Here is a 15,750-nt window from a genome sequence, read left to right on the forward strand (position 1 = left end):
CGGGGTGGGGGCGGCTGCTGGCGCTGGCCGAGGATACGGATGCTGCCCTTCGATCCGCTGGCCCGGGACGCCTGTGTGAGCGCGGAGTGCAACTCGTCAGCGACTGCGGCAGGCTGCTGGCGGTCTGGGTCGGCTCTCCGTCCAGCGGCCGGGACGCCTTCGCGCACATGGCGGCGTACGCGCGCGCTCGTGGCATCCGGGTGGGGACTGTCCGGCCCTTGGTTGCGGGCTCTGAACCGGCCGGTCCTGCGCTGTCGCTTCGCGCGCGCCGACACAGGCGCTGACGGTCACTTCACGAACCCGTCATCGGTCTCTGCCGGTCTTTCGCACATGGGTGGAGTCGGCTGTGAGGGGGGCGCCATCGACCCCGGTCGGCGTGAAGTCCGGGACGCGGGCGCCGTGCTCGTCGACCAGGGTGGAGTGGGGCTCGCCGGGATCGAAGGCATGGCGCTCTCCCCACTGGCGCAGGGTCAGGAGCGCGGGGAAGAGGTCGCGGCCGCTTTCGGTGAGCACGTACTCCAGGCGGCGGCCTGTGGGCGCGGTCTGCTGGGCCAGGAGCCCGTGATCGCAGAGCTTTCGCAGGCGGTCGCTCAGGATGTTGCGGGCGATGCCGGTGCGTCGCTGGAACTCGGTGAAGGAACGGGCGCCGTCCATCGCGTCCCGGACGACCAGGAGGCTCCAGCGGTCGCCGACAAGGTCAAGCGTGCGGGCGACGGGGCAGTCGGGATCGGTCCAGGCGTGGTTCTCGGCGCCGGCGGAGGAGCGCGGCATGACACCTCCTGAATGAGTTGCAGATTGAGACCATGATGCCCTATCGTCAAATTGGTTTCACTTTGCTACTTATTTTTGATGGGATGAGATGGACGTTTGGCGACGGTTGCTGCTTGCGGTCGTGTGCGGTGTCGCGGTGGCGAGCGTTTACGCCGCGCAGCCGGTGCTCGCGCCGATGGGGGACAGCCTCGGCGTCCCGGCGGGACAGCTGGGGTTGATTGTCTCGATCGGCCAGCTCGGCTACCTGGTCGGGCTGGTGCTGCTGGTCCCGCTCGGCGATCTGGTCACCAACAGGCGCCGGCTTATCGCGGGGCACCTCGTCGCAACGGCCGCCGGCCTGCTTCTGACCTCGGTGGCTTCAACCTCGTGGTTGGCCTTCGCGGGACTTGCGCTGGCTGGGATGTTCGCGGTCGTGGTGCAGACTGCGGTGGCATACGCGGCATCGGTCTCGCCGCCCGTTGAGCGCGGACGGAACATCGGGGTCGTGACCTCAGGCGTGGTGGTGGGCATCCTCGGCGCTCGGGTCGTCACCGGAGTGTTTGCCGAGCAGTGGGGCTGGCGGAGCGTCTACGCGGCGCTCGGCGTGCTGGCACTCGGGCTCGCTGTCCTCGTTCTGCGGGCTCTGCCCTCGGACGAGCGGTCCAGTCGGCCCGCAGGCTACCGGCAGGTTGTCGTTGCGTTCGGCGCGCTGTTCGGGGAGAGGATCTTCCTGACGCGCGGCCTCATCGCGTTCTTTCTGTTCGCGTCCTTCGGGACGCTGTGGAGCGGGCTGTCGCTGCCGCTGACGGATGCACCCTGGCACTTCGGTGAGAGCCAGGTCGGCATGCTCGGTGTCGCTGGACTCGCGGGCTCGCTGGGCGCGGCACGCGCGGGACGCTGGGCCGACACGGGACGGGCGGTTCCGATGGCGGGCTTCGCGCTGGCCCTGCTCATCGTCTCCTGGGCCGCGATCGCCCAGCTGCCCTGGTCCCTGTGGCTACTCATCGTCGGTGTCATGGTGCTCGACTTCGCGGTGCAGGTCGTGCACGTGAGCAACCAGCACCTGCTCACCAGTACGTATGTGGGGCGCGCCAGCAGCGCTATCGGCGGCTACATGGTCTTCTACTCTCTCGGCTCTGCCCTTGGTGCAGCCGCCACCACCTCCGTCTTCACTTCCTACGGATGGACCGGATCGAGCATCCTCGGAGCCGGATTCGCCGTCTGCGCCCTGGTCGCCTGGGTGGCTGGCAGGGGCGGGTTCCCCGGTGCACCCAAGGCCGTGGCCGGGGCGCCGAAGACCTGCGGTCACCCTGGGGCACCTGCAACGCCACCTGGGTCAGGGACACACCGCCCACCAGCAGGCCGTCCCCGCACCGCGCCAGAATCGGGACCCTAGTCCCCGGCCGCCCGGCACCCCACTCCTACGCCATGACGATGCACCACCCTCTGGTCCCGCCAGGACATGCCGGAAAACTTCGGCGGTAGGCCCCCCCTTTACGCCTTTGCCGGTCCAGGCGTGAAGCGACAGGCCCGGCCTCTGGCGGCAGTCCGGTCGCTGGTGGCGTGCCGAGCCAGCCGGCGTCCCGCGAGCTCGCGGGACCCGCGCTCGTCACGAAAGATCTCCGGGTAGGTGGAGCCGACAATCCCCACCGCCCGGTCATACGCGGTCAGTTGCTGGTGGCGATCGTCGCTCACGGCGGCGAGCCTCTCGGGCACGACCGAGGACAACTCTCCTCGTGGCGGATCCGGCCAACCAGTCGCTTTGCGTCATCATCCGGCAACTGCCAGGCACAACGGTGCAGGTTGCGGATACATAAGGGGGTCGGAACGGGACCGAGGGTGATCCAGGGGCGGGGCGGGATGCTGACCATCAACGTAGGAGTGCTGCTCGCCGTCATCGTCCTGCTGCGGTTACGCCGCCGCACCGAGGCCCGGAGCCGGAACGACGAGAAGCTGACCGTGATCATCGTGCTCGCTCTCGGCGTCGTCATCGCCCCGACCCCGCTGGGGGGAGGGCATCGGCGACTTCCTGGGCCAGCTCGCCTCCGGCGTCACCAACTCCTCCCGCTGAAACCGGAGCGCGCCCGATGGCCAACCGCCGCCCACCACCTCGCCGCAGGCCCGCAGCACGCCACCCCGCACGCCGCACCACCCCGTTGAGGCGCCGCCGCTCACGCCGGCAGCAGCACCGCGACAACCAACTGCTGCTACTCGGATTAGCCGCCGCCGCGGGCCTCGCCCTGGTCTGGGCGGTCGTCTCCTGGCTGCTGGTGAACTGGTGGGCTCTTGTCATAATCGGGGCACTCGCCGCCGTCGTCGGGACAGTGTGGGTCCACCGGTACCGCCAGCAGCAGGCATGGGACCGGGTACGGCAGCAAGCGCTGCGGTACGGGCTCCCACAGCTGGACGCCCTGCACCACCGAGACTTCGAGTACGCGATCCGCGACCTGATGCGCCGCGACGGATGCACCGACGCCCGGCAGATCGGCGGGGCGGGCGACAACGGCGCCGACGTCCTGGCCACCGACCCGCTGGGCCGCTCCTGGGTCATCCAGGTAAAGCACCGCCGCGACGGAGACCGCGGCTCCCCGGTCGGCACCCCCGACCTCCAGCGCGTCAACGGCACCGCCCGCCAGCTCTACGGCGCCGACATCGTCCTGGTCGTCACCAACGGACGCTTCTCCACCCGCTGCGCGCCCCTGGCCCAGCAGCTGCACATGCACCTCGCCGACCGGCGCACCCTGGCGACCTGGGCCGGCGGAGGGCGCCCTTTGTGGGAGCTCCTGCCGAAGATTCCTCCGCCCCGCAAAGGACGGTAGAGCGTCCACCGTCACGGGCCTGTGCCGAGCGGTTCGCTGGTCAACCCGCGCACCGCCCGGCAGGACCAGGACCTCGGATGGGGCGTCGCGCTATCCCGGGGCCGGCTCATACCTCTCGCCGAGCACGAAGGTGCCAAGTGGGGGTGGATCCACACACGCTCCTGGGACGCGAGGGCCTCCATGGCGGCCCCCACAACTGTCTGAGCAACGCCGTACCGCCGGCACAGGGCCTTGTACGTCGGCAGTTTGGTGACCGGTGGGTAGGTATCGGTATCCGCGAGGAGGCTTTCCAGTCCGTCGTAGACCCGGCGCCCGAGGGCGCCTTGCCTGTGTTGGGTCGGTTGCGGACGCGTATGACAACGCGATGGGCGAGGCCCCGAACGGCACCTTCAAGCCCGAGCTCATCGAGATGCGGAGCCCCTGGAAGGACGTCGACCAGGTCGAGCGGGCGACCCTCCAACGGATCACCCGGTACAACGAAGATCGTCTTCACTCCGCGCTCGACCACGTGCCGCCCGACGAGTACGAGGAAGCCTTCCGGCGAAGCCAGGAGCAGCCCCCGCAGTCGCCTGAAGCAACATCACCGGACTCCGCGAGACCCGGGTTGGCTCACGTCGGCCCGGAGACGCGAAGCAGTGAACGATACTGGGGCTCTCCGCCAGACCGTGTCGTCTCCGTGCTGTGGGAGCGAGCAGCGTCAAAAACTGTCGGCGACAGCGACCGCACTCGTGGGCTGACCACTGCACCGAGGATGTCTGTCAAAGCGGATCAAGGTCAGTCGTGCTCCGCCGACTGCCGCATCCACTCGGGCACCTCTTCTCCGGCCACAGCGCGGAACTCCTCACTCACGCCGGAGGGGGCGGCGGCGAATGCGGCGCGCAGAAACCCGGTGGCCATGTCGTCGAGGGCCCTGTCCGGGATCGGTAACCGTGACAAGAGTGCTTTGGCCTCCACCAGCGGCGCGACGGCCCCGCGAAAGTCCCCGGCCTCCACGCTCGCGTATCCACTGACGACCAGGCTCTGTGCCAGGTCGTGAAGGTGAGCCCCCGGAATTGACTCACTCAGCTCCCGGGCCAGCACAACAGCCTGATGCGTAAGTGGTCGCGCCTCCTCAGGACGAGCGTTCTCCACAAGACGCACAGCATGGTTGTTCAGCGCCATGGCGAGGTCCGGGAGGTAGGTGTTCCGGCTGCGGAGCACCAGTTCCCTGTAGTGCCCCAGGGCCTCCTCCGACAGCGGCAACGCCCCCTCGTCGTCATCGTTCTCCGCAAAACGCAGTGCATGGTTGTTCAGCGCACTGGCGAGGCCCGGGAGGTAGATGCTCCGGCTGCGGGCCACCAGTTCCCGGTAGTACCCCAGGACCTCTTCGGATGCCTCCATTGCCTGTTCCTGAAGGTCGTTCTCGGCCAGGCGCACAGCATGGTTGTTCAGCGCCACGGCGAGCTCCGGAAGGTAGGCGTCGCCGTCCCGGTTCAGCTCTCTGCTCAGTCGCACGCCCTCGTCGGACACCTCCAGGGCCTCTCGCAGGCGCCCGGCCTCCGCCAGCCGCACGGCGTGGTTGTTCACCACACTCACGAGATCGGGACGAACGCCCATCCCGCCCCGGTCGACGATGTCCCGGTAGTGCGTGAGCGCCCTCTCTGAAACGGCCAACGCTTCATCGAGGCGTCCCACCTCGGAGAGGCGGACCCCCTCGTTGCTCAGTGCGTTGACCAAGGAGGGCAGGTAGGCACCGTCCCGTTCGGCGAGGTCGGCGAAGAGTCCGGACAGCACGCTGGCCACGGAAGCGCTGAAGAAGGCAAGGCTGACCGGCCCATCGGGCAGGCTGTCATTGGCACGCCAGCTCTGGATGCTCAGGGCCGCGGGGTCGCGGGCGGCCAGGTCACGCAGCCCGTCCAGCAGGGCGGCCCGGTGATCCGGCACCGTGGCGAGGAGGGGCGCGGCGGCGGCGAAGGGGTCGGGGTGGTCGGCGATCAGCCGTCGGATCTCCTGGTCCAGCACCATCCGGAACGGTTCGTGGACTGCCGTCCGGGCCAGGGCGAACAGTGCTGTCTGAGCTGCGTCCAGGGTTCTCACGAGAGGTGCGATGCTGGGGAGCAGGTCGGCATGCACCCGTTTCTCCGGGATTCCGCCGGTCTCGGTCGCGTCCGTCGTCCTGCTGCTGTGCGTCTCGGTGAGGATGCCGCCCAATAGGTACTCGGCCAGTCGATCGGGCTGGACTTGGCCCAAGGCCAGAGGTTGGTCGGCCGGTGCCGGATAGAGGGAGGCCAGCCAGTCCGCGACGTCCTCCGAGTGCCGTTGGTCGGCGAGGGCGCCGATCTGGCGAGTGGTTTCCGCGTCGCAGGGACCGAGGAGGATCGCGGCGGCCAGGGAACGGTCGAGCGCGCGCAAGCCCTGTCGCCTGCGGCGGGCCCGGTCAGTGGCGGTGGCATCGGCCAGTGCGTTGTCGGCGAGGAGCCCTCTCGCTGCGGCGCTGCGGTGCAGGTAGCCGCGTTCGTGCTCGGCCAACCGCTGTTCCGGGGTACTGTCCGGGACTGGTCCGGTACCCGCCGCTGTCTGCATCAGGTCCAGCAGCGCGGTCATCTGGAGCGTCAGTGCGTTCCCTGCCGTGCCGTCCAGTGCGGGTGGTGCGGCGGCGAGGCGGCGAGCGAGGTCCCGCCAGTCCGTCGGAGGCCTTCGCCCCACCACCGGCTCGGGCAGCTCCTGAAGACCGCGGGCCAGCCAGGTGACCGAGGAGATGTAGGTCGCGCGCCGTGCCGCGGTCCCGGTGCTGAGTGATCCCAGAGGCAACAGGCTTGCTGCCGAACCGAGTTCTTCCTCCAGATTCCGCCACCAGACGCCTTCGGATCTCGCCAGCAGCAGCACCCGCCTCGGCAGCTGCCGAGATGCGTCGGCCAGGCCGCTGATCAGAGTGTCGGCGAACACGGGGTGCGCCTCGGCGTAGTCGGTGGCCACGAGTGCCGGGACGGTGCAGTCGCCGAGCCGATCCACCAGACGGCGTGCCCGCTTCTCCTGCTCCTTCTCGTCCGGTACCCGTCGGCCCGGACGGTCGTCCACCGGACGCGCCTCTTCGGCCAGGCCGACCGCCCAACCCGACGCCCGGCTCTGCCGCAAGAACTCGCGGGCCAAGCGGCTCTTGCCCGCGCCGCCTTCTCCGGTGACCAGTACCACCGACACCGCCGGATCGCTGCCGTCCCGCCATGCCGCCAGCGCGGCCAGCTCCTCCAACCTGCCGCGGAAGGCGACGGTCTCGGCCGCCCCCGCGAGCAGGGAGCCGGGTGTGCGTGCCGTGAGTGGCGTCAGGCGACAGTCCAGCGAGCCCGCCAGTTCCACGGGCTCGACCACGGGGGGATGCCCGGTGTGCTCCTCCACAAGCTCCGCGAAGCGGAGGCTGGTGCAGAACCGCCAGACCGGCGCGGCCAGCAGGCGCCGGTTCTCGAATTCGCCGACATCCTCGACCACCACCCCGACGAGTAGATGCCGCCCCGCGCCGTCCCTGCAGAAGACAGCGGTGCCGGACGCCCCGGCCCACGCCCGCACGCCGTGGCGGCGCGAACGCGGGGCCGTCTTCTGGTCCAGCACCACCGTATTCAGGGGACCCGTGGCCAACGGCGGCAGGGTTCCACCCAGCTGTTCGACCTCGCGCCGGCCGTTCTCGTCCTCCGCAAGCAGCGGGAATCCCAAGCCCTCGTAAGCCGGGCGGCGGGTACCGATCGGCCGACCCCAGCGCACTTCTCCCGCGCAGGGCACCGGCTCGGTCAGACTCAGCAGTGCCACATCGAGAGCGCCGTCGAACCCTCTGTCGCTCTCAAGGCCCGCGACATCACGCCTGTTGCGTACCGAGCCCACGCCCGTGCTCTCGGGCTGGTCGGTATCCGAGTCCGCTGCCGTTTGTGCACCGGCACTGGCATCGACCGTGGGCCAGCACAGCCGCGCCCGTCGACGCAGCGGCTTTTCTGCCCCACCCGGAGAGCCGATCCGCACCGAGATGCGCGGCAGCACACGGCCCTTGCGAAACACCACATGACGGGCAGTCAGCACCAGTCGTGGCCCCAGTAGATAGCCCGAGCCGTAGCTCTGCTGCACTGATTCCGTGCCGGCCCGTATGTCGACCAGGGCGAGCGGGTCCATACTCAGGCGTCTTCCTCGTCCCAACCCCTCTCCTGGTCCCGGGACACCTTGGCTCTTTCTCCGCCCAGCGCTTCGTCGCGCACGGTCAACCGCAGCAGCAGCCGGTGCGTACTGGCTCTCTCGATCTTCGCGTCCCCTCCCACCGAAACGATCCCGAACGTCACCTTCCCCTGTGGGCCCGCCCCCTTGGTCAGCTCGACCTGCAACTCCAGCTCGACTTCATCGATCTCGAACCGCAACTGCTGGTCGGAACCAGCGTCCTGCGCCTCCCCCAGCTCCTGCCGCAGCTGCTCCACCGCTTGCGCCAGCCCGATGATCCCCACGTCCGTCCTCCCCCGTCGGCCCCGCCTTCGTGTCTTTCCCCGAACCAGCCATACCCAGCAGGATCCCGCCCGGAACGCGTCACTGTCGATGAGCGGGTGGGCCGGACGAGCTGCCCTGTCCTCGGACAGCGCCCACAGCGCCCACCGTCCTGACCTCGTGGACATCGCTCCTTACCTTGTTGGCGGGTTGACTCTCGGCGTGGTCGTCTGCAGGGACCAGTCAACCGATCGACGAGGGTGGGTCGGGTGCCCGAGCTCTGGGCGGGGACGGATGCCGGCAAGGCCGCGGATCACTGCACGGTGATCGACAGGGACGGGACGAAGGCGCTCTCGCGCCGGGTACCCAACAACGAACCCGAACTCCTGGAGCTGGTAGGCGAGGTCCTCGCACGGGCCGAGGACGGTCCGGTGACCTGGGCCATCGATGTGAACGTCGGCGGGGGCGCTCTGCTGATGACTCTTCTGGCCAGCCATGGTCAGCGGCTGCTCTACATTCCCGGCCGCACCGTTCACCATGCCTCCCGCAGATACCAGGGCGACGGCAAGATCGATGCGAAGGACGCTTACGTCATCGCGGATCAGGCCTGGACGCTTCGGGACGTGCAGCCTCTGCAGGAGTGGGACGAGATCGCGGTGGACCTGAAGATCCTCACCGCCCGCCGCTACGACCTCGCAGCCGACCGCACACGCGCCATCAACTGGAAGCGGGCACAACTGCTCAAGCACTTTCCCGCCCTGGAGCGGGGCTTCGACTACGCCGCCTCCAAGGCGGCACTCGTCCTACTGACCGGCCACCAGTCTCCGCCTGGCCTGCGCCGGATCGGCTCGAGGCGGCTTGGCCTGGTTGAAGAACCGCAACATCCGTGGCTCCCAGGCCACGGCCGATGCGGCCGTCGCTGCGGCGCAGGCCCAGCACACCGCCGTGGCCGGGGAGAGAACTGCTGTGGCTGTGGTCAAAACCCCGGCCAGGGGCGGTGTTGGCGCTGGGCGTAGAGATCGCTGTCATCGACGTGCAGATCACGCTCCGTTTCCGAGAGCACCGTCACGCTGAGGTGGTCCTCGGCATGCCCGGCATGGGCCCGTTGCTGGGGGCTGAGTTCATCGCCTGCACCGGCGGAGACACGGACGCCTTCGGCAGCGTGGGCCGACTTGCCGGCGTCGCCGGACTCACACCGGTGCCAAGGGATTCGGACCGGATCAGCGGGAACACGCGCCGACCACACCGCTACCTTTGCCGACTCCCGCGGGTCTTCTATCTCTCCGCCCAGGTCGCCGCCCGCTTCTGCCTCACCTCCAAGGCCTTCTACGACCGCGAACGAGCCGGGGGCAAGACCCACAAACAAGCGATCCTCGCCCTCGCCCGCCGTCGCCTCGACGTCCTATGGGCCCTCATCCGCGACCAACGCTGGACAGGCTAGCCACCGCAACGGGGCCTGACCGGCGCCGCATAACGCTGGCCGACCCGGGGAAGGTAGGTTGATCATCAGTCGGCTGGAGGCCGTGGGGAGGAGCTGCTGTGACAGAGATCGAGGTCCCGGCACCTGAGCCCGACTGGCAGCCAGCTGCACAACTGTCCTACCACGCAGGCAAGAACCCCGCTTACCAGTACAGCGTCTGGGAACACCACGCCCCGATCTTCCAGATGATCGGAGTGCTGGCGCTGTCGGTGCAGCCAGTGGCTCAACGACTACGTCTGCACGTGGAGCGGTCATGGGACGGGCTGGACGAGCTCGACGTCGTGCTGTTCCGGCTGAAGGGATTCAGCTTCGCGATCAGTAAGCACGACGGCAATCCAGTGGGGGTCTCGTATGTCTGGCTGACCGAGCCGCATGAGCAAGCCGACAAGGCCCTGGACACCCTCCTGGAGGTAGTCGGAATCGGGGAGGACGCCGTCGCATTCCGCGGAGATGCTCACAAGGATCCAGCAGAGCCGACTGCCACGGTGCACGATGCTGGCCGCCAGTCAGGTCCCGGCAGACGGCTGAGGGGTACGGCCTGAGGTCTACCGCGGGCAAGAGCCTTACGCCCGGACGCCGCGACATTGGGACGTAGACGGGCCAGGGACCGCCCAGGGGTTCCATCGGCGTGCCGGGTTGCGCTGGCCTCAGTCCCGTCAGCCCCGTTCGGCAGATGCGGCATCGCCAGCGGCTCCGGAGGCCGTATGGGTGGGGGCGGTAGCCGGTTCTCCGGTGATCACGCGCAGACCGGGTTCGTGCAGGGGCTGCCACCCCATGATCCGAATCCAGGCCGGCTGGTGACGCGCGCCCACCAGATACATGGGCCGCGTCGTGTTGTAGGCGTGGCGGCGCAGGTCGGCGGTCCGGTGCCAGAGGTCCTTGACCTGGGGGTCTTCGCAGAGGCGAAGACGTCCGGAGCGCTGGACGCGTCCCAGGGCTGCCCGGTTCACGATCTTGAAAGGAAGGGAAGGGAATGCACATGCTCACCACTGAACACAAGCTTCTGTGCGACACATGCCTTGGGCCGTCGCACTACGACCACGTCACAGCGTCGACCGGCTTCCCAGCCCGCAGTACACCGACGACCACATCGTGCGGCGCGGATACGTGGTGGACTTTGCGGGGCACGCCGGTGGCGCCGGGCTCCCCCGAAGCTGGGTCTTCTTCGCCGACCGGGAGCCGGCCGTGGTCTTCGGTCGTGCCGCCCGTATGTCGGGATACGACGTCAGCCACTACGCGGTCCTTGAGGCCGCCCGGGAGAACCGGTGGAACGAACGTGCGAGCACCGATGTAGTCACCCTCTACGTCAAGGGCGGATCGGACCTGCGTAACCACACCGCGGAGCGGCTCCTCCTGGAGCGATGGGTCCGAGGCTGCCGCCCCGACTCCGCCTCCTACGAGGCACCGGACTGAGCGCTGCCGCTCTGGAGTGCGGCGACCACAGAGATCGTGGACACAAGCCAGGGGAGTCGGCAGAAGCGGCCGAAGGGCCACCAGCTGTGCTTGGTGGCCCTTCGGAACGTCACAACCCCGGAAGCTGGCAAGCAGGGGCCGCACGGGTCTTCACAACTATCTAGTGCCGTATCAGACAACGTTTGCCTGGTCATGGGAGACTGCTCCGTCGACTGGGGGGAGAGTGTGGCCGTGGAGACCGCCAACCGCGCGCTGACGGCGGACGTGATCGCGGCACTGAGGTACTGGCCCAGTGTCATATGGGGAGGTCAGAAGAATCCTCCAGACCCCGTGGACATGACCGTCCTGCCGCCCTTCTTCAACGAGGTGCTGCAGGACCTTCCGTGGTGGAACCGCGACTGGAAAGTCGACCGCGTCCAGCCGGGACTTCCCGCAGAGACCGGGGATCACCGCTGCGATCCCGCCGTAAGGTTCACCGAGGTGTCGATCCCGGGAACGGTCGTCTCCGGCAACGGCGAGAGCCTGCCGTTCGTCGCGAAAGTCGGGTTCACGGGCGACCGGCTGATCCGCCTCCAAGTCAAGATCGGTGACGTTGTCATCGGCGATGCCGTTGCCCCTGCCGGGCGGTCGGAGCCGCATCCGTTCGGACGGATGCTTACCGGTTTGATGGACCTGCGCGGGATTCCGGTCAGGGAGATGGCCAGGGCCGCCGGACTGTCGATGTCCACCATCCACATGCTCCGCCGCGGGCACAACCCGGATCTGCTGCAGGCCCGCCTGATCGCCGGGATCCTGGACATGTCCGAAGCGGACGTCAGAGTCATCGCCGGACTCGACGACGGCAGTACGCAGTAGCTGATAGGTGGCGGCGTCACGATGCGGCCTTGGCGCTGCGTCAAGCTACGTTCGCCCTGGTAACCAATTCGCGTAGGCGCTTGTCCTCGGCGTGCTTGTTCCGCCAGATGATGTAGCGGCGGATCATGCTGCCCTGGGCCTTGTGACTGGCATGGTCGGTGCCGTCGAGGGCGAAGTAGCGCAGAGCTGTGAACTGGGCCTCGATCCGGTTGAGCCATGAGCTGTTGGTCGGGGTGCAGGCGATCTCGACGTTGTTCGCCGCCGCCCACGTGCCGACCCGCTGGCAGCGCTTGGTCGTCAGGTGCGGCGAGTAGTTGTCGCAGACGATCGCGATGCGCACGTCCGCCGGGTGCAGCGAGCGCAGGTAGCGGCAGAACTCCAGGAACTTGGAACGGTTCTTGGTCTTCTTGACGTGGCCGTAGAGCTGGTGTCGGCGTACTTCTCTGAGTGCTCCGGCAAGTACAGACAAACGTGCACCACTTGGCAGTCGCAAGGTGGTTGTGACTGGTTGGTCGTGGGCAGCGTCGGACGTCTCTGAGGGGACTGTCATGATCTCGACCATGGATGAGATCACCGAGGTTTTGAGGCGGGAGTTCGACGCCGAGGAGGGGAGCTTCCTGCTGCGGCTGCGTGGGGATCTGGAATGGGATCGGGCTGCATTCACCCGTCTGGAACGTGCGATGCGGGCCGCATGCGAAAAATCGCAGTCAGACCAGAAGCTCAATCGGTGGGTCGCTGAAGGGTTCTATGAGGTCGCGACCTGGGTTCCGTCGTGGACGTCGCACCCGAACTTCCCAAGGCCGACGCCCGACGCCTACTTCGAGGACTGCATAGAGCGGATTGGGGATCTTGCCAACTGGTTCTTCCGGGGCTGGCACGACTACTCCGAAGGCCATGTCTGGACTGACCTGTGAAGACTCCCGGAAGCTTGGTCAGGCGGCGTCGTCCCGGTCGCGTTCGATGGCGGCAAGTCGGTTCTTGAGCCGGTAGCTGGGGCCGTTGATAGAGATCACGTCGCAGTGGTGCAGGAGGCGGTCGAGGATGGCGGTGGCCAGGACCTCGTCACCGAACACCTGTCCCCATTCACTGAAGGTCTTGTTCAAGGTCAGGATGATCGAGCCCTTTTCGTAGCGCTTTGAGATGACCTGGAAGACCAGGTTGGCCTCAGCTCGTTCGAGGGGCTGGTAGCCTACCTCATCGACCACGAGAACCGCTGGCCGGAGGTAGCTGCCGAGCTTGCTGGTCAGCCGCCCTGCGGCCTCGGCGGTCTTGAGGTTGCGGACCATGTCGTCGAGGCTGGTGAAGTAGATCGAGTATCCGGCCCGGCAGGCGGCGACCGCGAGAGCGACGGCGATGTGCGTCTTGCCCACTCCTGGCGGCCCGAGCAGGGCGGCGTTGGCTTTGGCCTCGACGAACGACAACGTGGCGAGGTCCTTGGCCTTGCGCGGGTCAAGTTCGGGCTGGAATGAGAAGTCGTAGTCGTCCAGCGTCTTGTGGTGCGGCAGCTTCGAGATCCGCAGACCGGTGCGGAAGCGGCGGCCTTCACGGACGGCGAGTTCTTCGGAGAGGACCAGGTCGATGAAGTCGAGGTAGCCCATCTTGGCCTCGTCGGCCCGCTGGGCGTATTGCGTCAGGGCCTCGGCCAGGTGCGGCAGGCCAAGCTTGCCGGCCGTGTTGCGGATGCGGGTGGAGACCAGCTCGCTCAAGACGTTTCCTTCGTGCTCGGCTTGGTGGTGAAGGGGCGGGTGCCGGTCAGCTCGTCATAGACCGACAAAGGCCGGCGGCTGACCTCGACCTGGGTGACCGCGGTCCGGTTCAGCAGGGCAGCCAGCGGCCCTGCCTGCGAGCCCAGGGCGTCGTGGCGGCGGGGTCGTGGCAGGCCCCCGTCACCGGTGGTGACGCGGCGGCCGACTCCCGTCGGCAGGCCGTCCCAGTGCTTCTCGTCCACGATCCGGGCGCCTCGGCCGACAGCCCTCGGGTGGGTGGCCAGCAGTGTTTCGCCAGTGCGATCGGGGGCGGTGGCATGCAGCATGATCTGGGACTTCGTGGCCCTGACTTCAACCAGCTGTCGGGGGCGGACCTTGCGGGCCGGCACCGAGTAGAGATTCGCGTCGAAGGCGATGAGGCAGTCCTTGCCGACGTGGCGGAGATGCCGCTGAGTGACCACGTAGGGCGTTTGCGGCAGTGGGCGGAGGGCCACGTGGTCGCGGATCGCGCGGAGACCGATGACCTCGCCGTGGGTTCCGTGCACCTTCGCCCGCCGCAACGGCACCCAGGCGGTGAATGCGGCGTTGAGTTCCTCGATGGAGGAGAAGGCCCGTCCGGACAGGACGTGGTCGCGGACGATCAATACTTGCCTCTCGACCCGGCCTTTGCCCGTGGGCCGGTAGGCGGCCAGGACGTCGGGATCGAAGTCGTAGTGCCCGGCGAAGGCGACGGCCTCTGGATGAAGAGGGACGGCTTCACCTGGTGCGACGTGCCGACGGACCACCGTTTTGGTGCGGTCGTAGACGATCGACATCGGGACACCACCAAAGTGCGCGAACGCCTGACGATGGCAGTCGAAGAAGGTGGCCAGGTCCTGGCTGGCGGTGAAGCAACAGAACGGATCGCGCGAGTAGGACAAGGTCATGTGGAAGGAGTAGACCTTCGGGATCCCGACATGGGCGAGGATCCTGCCCTCGTCTCCCCAGTCGACTTGGGCCTGGGCACCGGGGACCACCTCGAACCTGCGGTGCAGACCCGCCAGTTCACTCGGGCTGATGCCCAGTTCCTGCGCGATGCGGGGCCGGGCTTCCTGCAAGTACATCTTGATCCGCTGGTAGCTGCCGGTGAACCCGTACTCGGCCGCCAGCCGCTCGTGGATCACGGCCCCCTTGAGCAGGATCTCGGCCCGCAGCATTGCGTCGATCAACGGCGCGACCTCATCCACCACCCGCCGGAACGGCTGCCCGTTGGGAGCCCTTCGCGGCGGCGCGACCGGCGTCTCGCCTGACAGGTACTTGGCGACCGTGCGCCGGTTCATCCCGGTCTCCTTCGCGATCTCCCGCAGGCTCATCGCGCCGGACTCATACAGACCGCGAAAACGCCTCAGCTCCAACCAGCGATGCGGGTCCAATACCACTCTCGCCGCCCTCCGCCGACCCCGAACAGGACGACAGAAGACTCGCGCGACACCGACGTCACCGCATCAAGAACGGTGCACTTTCATCCGTACGCGGTGGTGCACGTTCACTTGTACGCCGACAGCTGGTCCTTGGCGAGGTCGTAGGCGGCGAACAGGTGCCTCACCCCGTGCGGGCGGGTGTAGGTCGCCCGTCGGCGGGGCCGGGGTTCACGCCCGGGGTCCTTGTGTCGTCCGCCGCGTTCGGCCCACTGCCGGCCGGGGTGGGGCTGGAGATTGAGCGGCCCGAACTCGTCCAGGCAGAAGACGACTTCGGGCTCACCTTCCTCGGGTATGACCTCGCCGTCGGCGATCGCGTAGAGGTGCTCGACACGGGCCTTCTTGGCCGCGTAGTCCGGGTCGCGGGAGGTCTTCCAGGTCTTCACGCGTTGAAAGGAGATGCCCTCCTCGCGGAGCAGGACCCGAAGGCCCTCGTGGCTGATGTCGTCGACCACCCCCTCGGCGACCAGGAAGTCGGCCAGCTTGGCCAGGCTCCAGGTCGAGAACGGCAGGCCGTGCTCGGCCGGCTTATACTTCGCGATCTTCTTGATCTCCCGGCGCTCGGGCAGGGTGAACGTCCTCGGCCGCCCGCCCCTGTATTTCGGGTAGAGTGCCTCGAAGCCGTCGGCATTGAAGTTGTGGATCACGTCGCGGACCCGGTCCGCGCTGGTGAACGTCACCTCAGCGATCTTCGCCGCCGGCATGCGCTGAGCGGACAGCAGCACCATCTGGGCCCGCCGCTAGGTCACCACCGACCCAGTGCCCCGGCGGACGATCCGCAGCAGCCGTCTTCCCTCGTCGTCATCGATCTCACGGACCTGCACGCGTTCAGCCACGTG

At 67.9% G+C, this 15,750-nt stretch carries 13 protein-coding genes and 4 pseudogenes; 9 read left to right on the top strand and 8 right to left on the bottom strand.

Annotation, left to right across the window (positions count from 1 at the left end; translation table 11 throughout):
* Nucleotides 1-303: 303 nt before the first annotated feature.
* The gene (locus DTB53_RS35630) at nt 304-771 is read right to left on the bottom strand and encodes a winged helix-turn-helix transcriptional regulator (protein WP_012382357.1); all 468 of its coding nucleotides are present in this window, start codon (nt 769-771) and stop codon (nt 304-306) included.
* Between the two features lie 88 nt (nt 772-859).
* Here DTB53_RS35630 and DTB53_RS35635 point away from each other — a divergent pair, with 88 nt between their 5' ends.
* The 4 genes and pseudogenes from DTB53_RS35635 to DTB53_RS38080 all read left to right on the top strand — a co-directional run.
* Complete coding sequence (locus DTB53_RS35635; RefSeq protein WP_012382358.1) at nt 860-2,146, top strand: MFS transporter; 1,287 nt, start codon at nt 860-862, stop codon at nt 2,144-2,146.
* A gap of 464 nt (nt 2,147-2,610) precedes the next feature.
* Nucleotides 2,611-2,821, top strand: a pseudogene (locus DTB53_RS35645) (hypothetical protein).
* A 16-nt stretch (nt 2,822-2,837) separates the two neighbouring features.
* Entirely contained in the window at nt 2,838-3,569 is a 732-nt protein-coding gene (locus DTB53_RS35650) for a restriction endonuclease (RefSeq protein WP_236586262.1), read from the top strand.
* A 256-nt stretch (nt 3,570-3,825) separates the two neighbouring features.
* Nucleotides 3,826-4,074 (top strand): annotated as a pseudogene (locus DTB53_RS38080) (integrase core domain-containing protein); the annotation flags it as partial.
* Nucleotides 4,075-4,343: 269 nt separating this feature from the next.
* Here DTB53_RS38080 and DTB53_RS35665 read toward each other — a convergent pair.
* Nucleotides 4,344-7,700 carry an ATP-binding protein gene (locus DTB53_RS35665; protein WP_012382360.1) on the bottom strand — a complete coding sequence of 1,119 codons (3,357 nt, stop codon included), beginning with the start codon at nt 7,698-7,700 and terminating at the stop codon, nt 4,344-4,346.
* Nucleotides 7,701-7,702: 2 nt separating this feature from the next.
* The gene (locus DTB53_RS35670; RefSeq protein WP_012382361.1) at nt 7,703-8,023 is read right to left on the bottom strand and encodes a trypco2 family protein; all 321 of its coding nucleotides are present in this window, start codon (nt 8,021-8,023) and stop codon (nt 7,703-7,705) included.
* A gap of 246 nt (nt 8,024-8,269) precedes the next feature.
* Here DTB53_RS35670 and DTB53_RS35675 point away from each other — a divergent pair.
* Nucleotides 8,270-9,441 (top strand): annotated as a pseudogene (locus tag DTB53_RS35675) (IS110 family RNA-guided transposase).
* 98 nt (nt 9,442-9,539) lie between these two features.
* Nucleotides 9,540-10,022, top strand: coding sequence for a hypothetical protein (locus DTB53_RS35680; protein WP_012382364.1), 483 nt, complete (start codon nt 9,540-9,542; stop codon nt 10,020-10,022).
* A gap of 114 nt (nt 10,023-10,136) precedes the next feature.
* Here DTB53_RS35680 and DTB53_RS36725 read toward each other — a convergent pair whose 3' ends face one another.
* The gene (locus DTB53_RS36725; RefSeq protein WP_012382365.1) at nt 10,137-10,430 is read right to left on the bottom strand and encodes a hypothetical protein; all 294 of its coding nucleotides are present in this window, start codon (nt 10,428-10,430) and stop codon (nt 10,137-10,139) included.
* 64 nt (nt 10,431-10,494) lie between these two features.
* On the opposite strand from DTB53_RS36725, the gene DTB53_RS35685 reads away from it, so the two are divergent.
* Both DTB53_RS35685 and DTB53_RS35690 read left to right on the top strand, forming a co-directional pair.
* On the top strand, nt 10,495-10,893 hold the full coding sequence (locus tag DTB53_RS35685) for a hypothetical protein (protein WP_141727036.1): 399 nt from the start codon (nt 10,495-10,497) through the stop codon (nt 10,891-10,893).
* Between the two features lie 231 nt (nt 10,894-11,124).
* A complete protein-coding gene (locus tag DTB53_RS35690; protein ID WP_042498972.1) occupies nt 11,125-11,748 on the top strand; it encodes a helix-turn-helix domain-containing protein in 624 nt (207 codons plus the stop codon).
* A 40-nt stretch (nt 11,749-11,788) separates the two neighbouring features.
* Here DTB53_RS35690 and DTB53_RS35695 read toward each other — a convergent pair whose 3' ends face one another.
* A complete protein-coding gene (locus tag DTB53_RS35695; protein WP_237528420.1) occupies nt 11,789-12,310 on the bottom strand; it encodes a transposase in 522 nt (173 codons plus the stop codon).
* Here DTB53_RS35695 and DTB53_RS35700 point away from each other — a divergent pair.
* Entirely contained in the window at nt 12,309-12,662 is a 354-nt protein-coding gene (locus DTB53_RS35700; RefSeq protein WP_042498974.1) for a hypothetical protein, read from the top strand. The genes DTB53_RS35695 and DTB53_RS35700 overlap by 2 nt on opposite strands.
* Before the next feature lie 18 nt (nt 12,663-12,680).
* On the opposite strand, the gene istB is transcribed toward DTB53_RS35700, so the two are convergent.
* From istB to DTB53_RS35720, 3 genes and pseudogenes are all read right to left on the bottom strand, one after another.
* A complete protein-coding gene (istB, locus tag DTB53_RS35705; RefSeq protein WP_012382369.1) occupies nt 12,681-13,454 on the bottom strand; it encodes an IS21-like element helper ATPase IstB in 774 nt (257 codons plus the stop codon).
* Nucleotides 13,451-14,806, bottom strand: coding sequence for an IS21 family transposase (gene istA, locus DTB53_RS35710; protein ID WP_237528421.1), 1,356 nt, complete (start codon nt 14,804-14,806; stop codon nt 13,451-13,453). Before istA ends, istB begins: the two co-directional genes overlap by 4 nt.
* A gap of 188 nt (nt 14,807-14,994) precedes the next feature.
* Nucleotides 14,995-15,747, bottom strand: a pseudogene (locus DTB53_RS35720) (helix-turn-helix domain-containing protein); the annotation flags it as partial.
* Nucleotides 15,748-15,750 lie beyond the last annotated feature (3 nt).

It is taken from the genome of Streptomyces griseus (assembly GCF_900460065.1).
Lineage (GTDB): Bacteria > Actinomycetota > Actinomycetes > Streptomycetales > Streptomycetaceae > Streptomyces > Streptomyces griseus.

Excerpts from the sequence above, each read along its gene's own strand:
- DTB53_RS35685 (WP_141727036.1), top strand. The coding sequence starts at position 10,495 with ATGCCTTGGGCCGTCGCACTACGACCACGTCACAGCGTCGACCGGCTT.
- DTB53_RS35635 (WP_012382358.1), top strand. The coding sequence starts at position 860 with ATGGACGTTTGGCGACGGTTGCTGCTTGCGGTCGTGTGCGGTGTCGCG.
- DTB53_RS35665 (WP_012382360.1), bottom strand. The coding sequence starts at position 7,700 with ATGGACCCGCTCGCCCTGGTCGACATACGGGCCGGCACGGAATCAGTG.
- istA (WP_237528421.1), bottom strand. The coding sequence starts at position 14,806 with ATGAGCCTGCGGGAGATCGCGAAGGAGACCGGGATGAACCGGCGCACG.
- DTB53_RS35630 (WP_012382357.1), bottom strand. The coding sequence starts at position 771 with ATGCCGCGCTCCTCCGCCGGCGCCGAGAACCACGCCTGGACCGATCCC.
- DTB53_RS35700 (WP_042498974.1), top strand. The coding sequence starts at position 12,309 with ATGGATGAGATCACCGAGGTTTTGAGGCGGGAGTTCGACGCCGAGGAG.
- DTB53_RS35695 (WP_237528420.1), bottom strand. The coding sequence starts at position 12,310 with ATGGTCGAGATCATGACAGTCCCCTCAGAGACGTCCGACGCTGCCCAC.
- DTB53_RS35650 (WP_236586262.1), top strand. The coding sequence starts at position 2,838 with ATGGCCAACCGCCGCCCACCACCTCGCCGCAGGCCCGCAGCACGCCAC.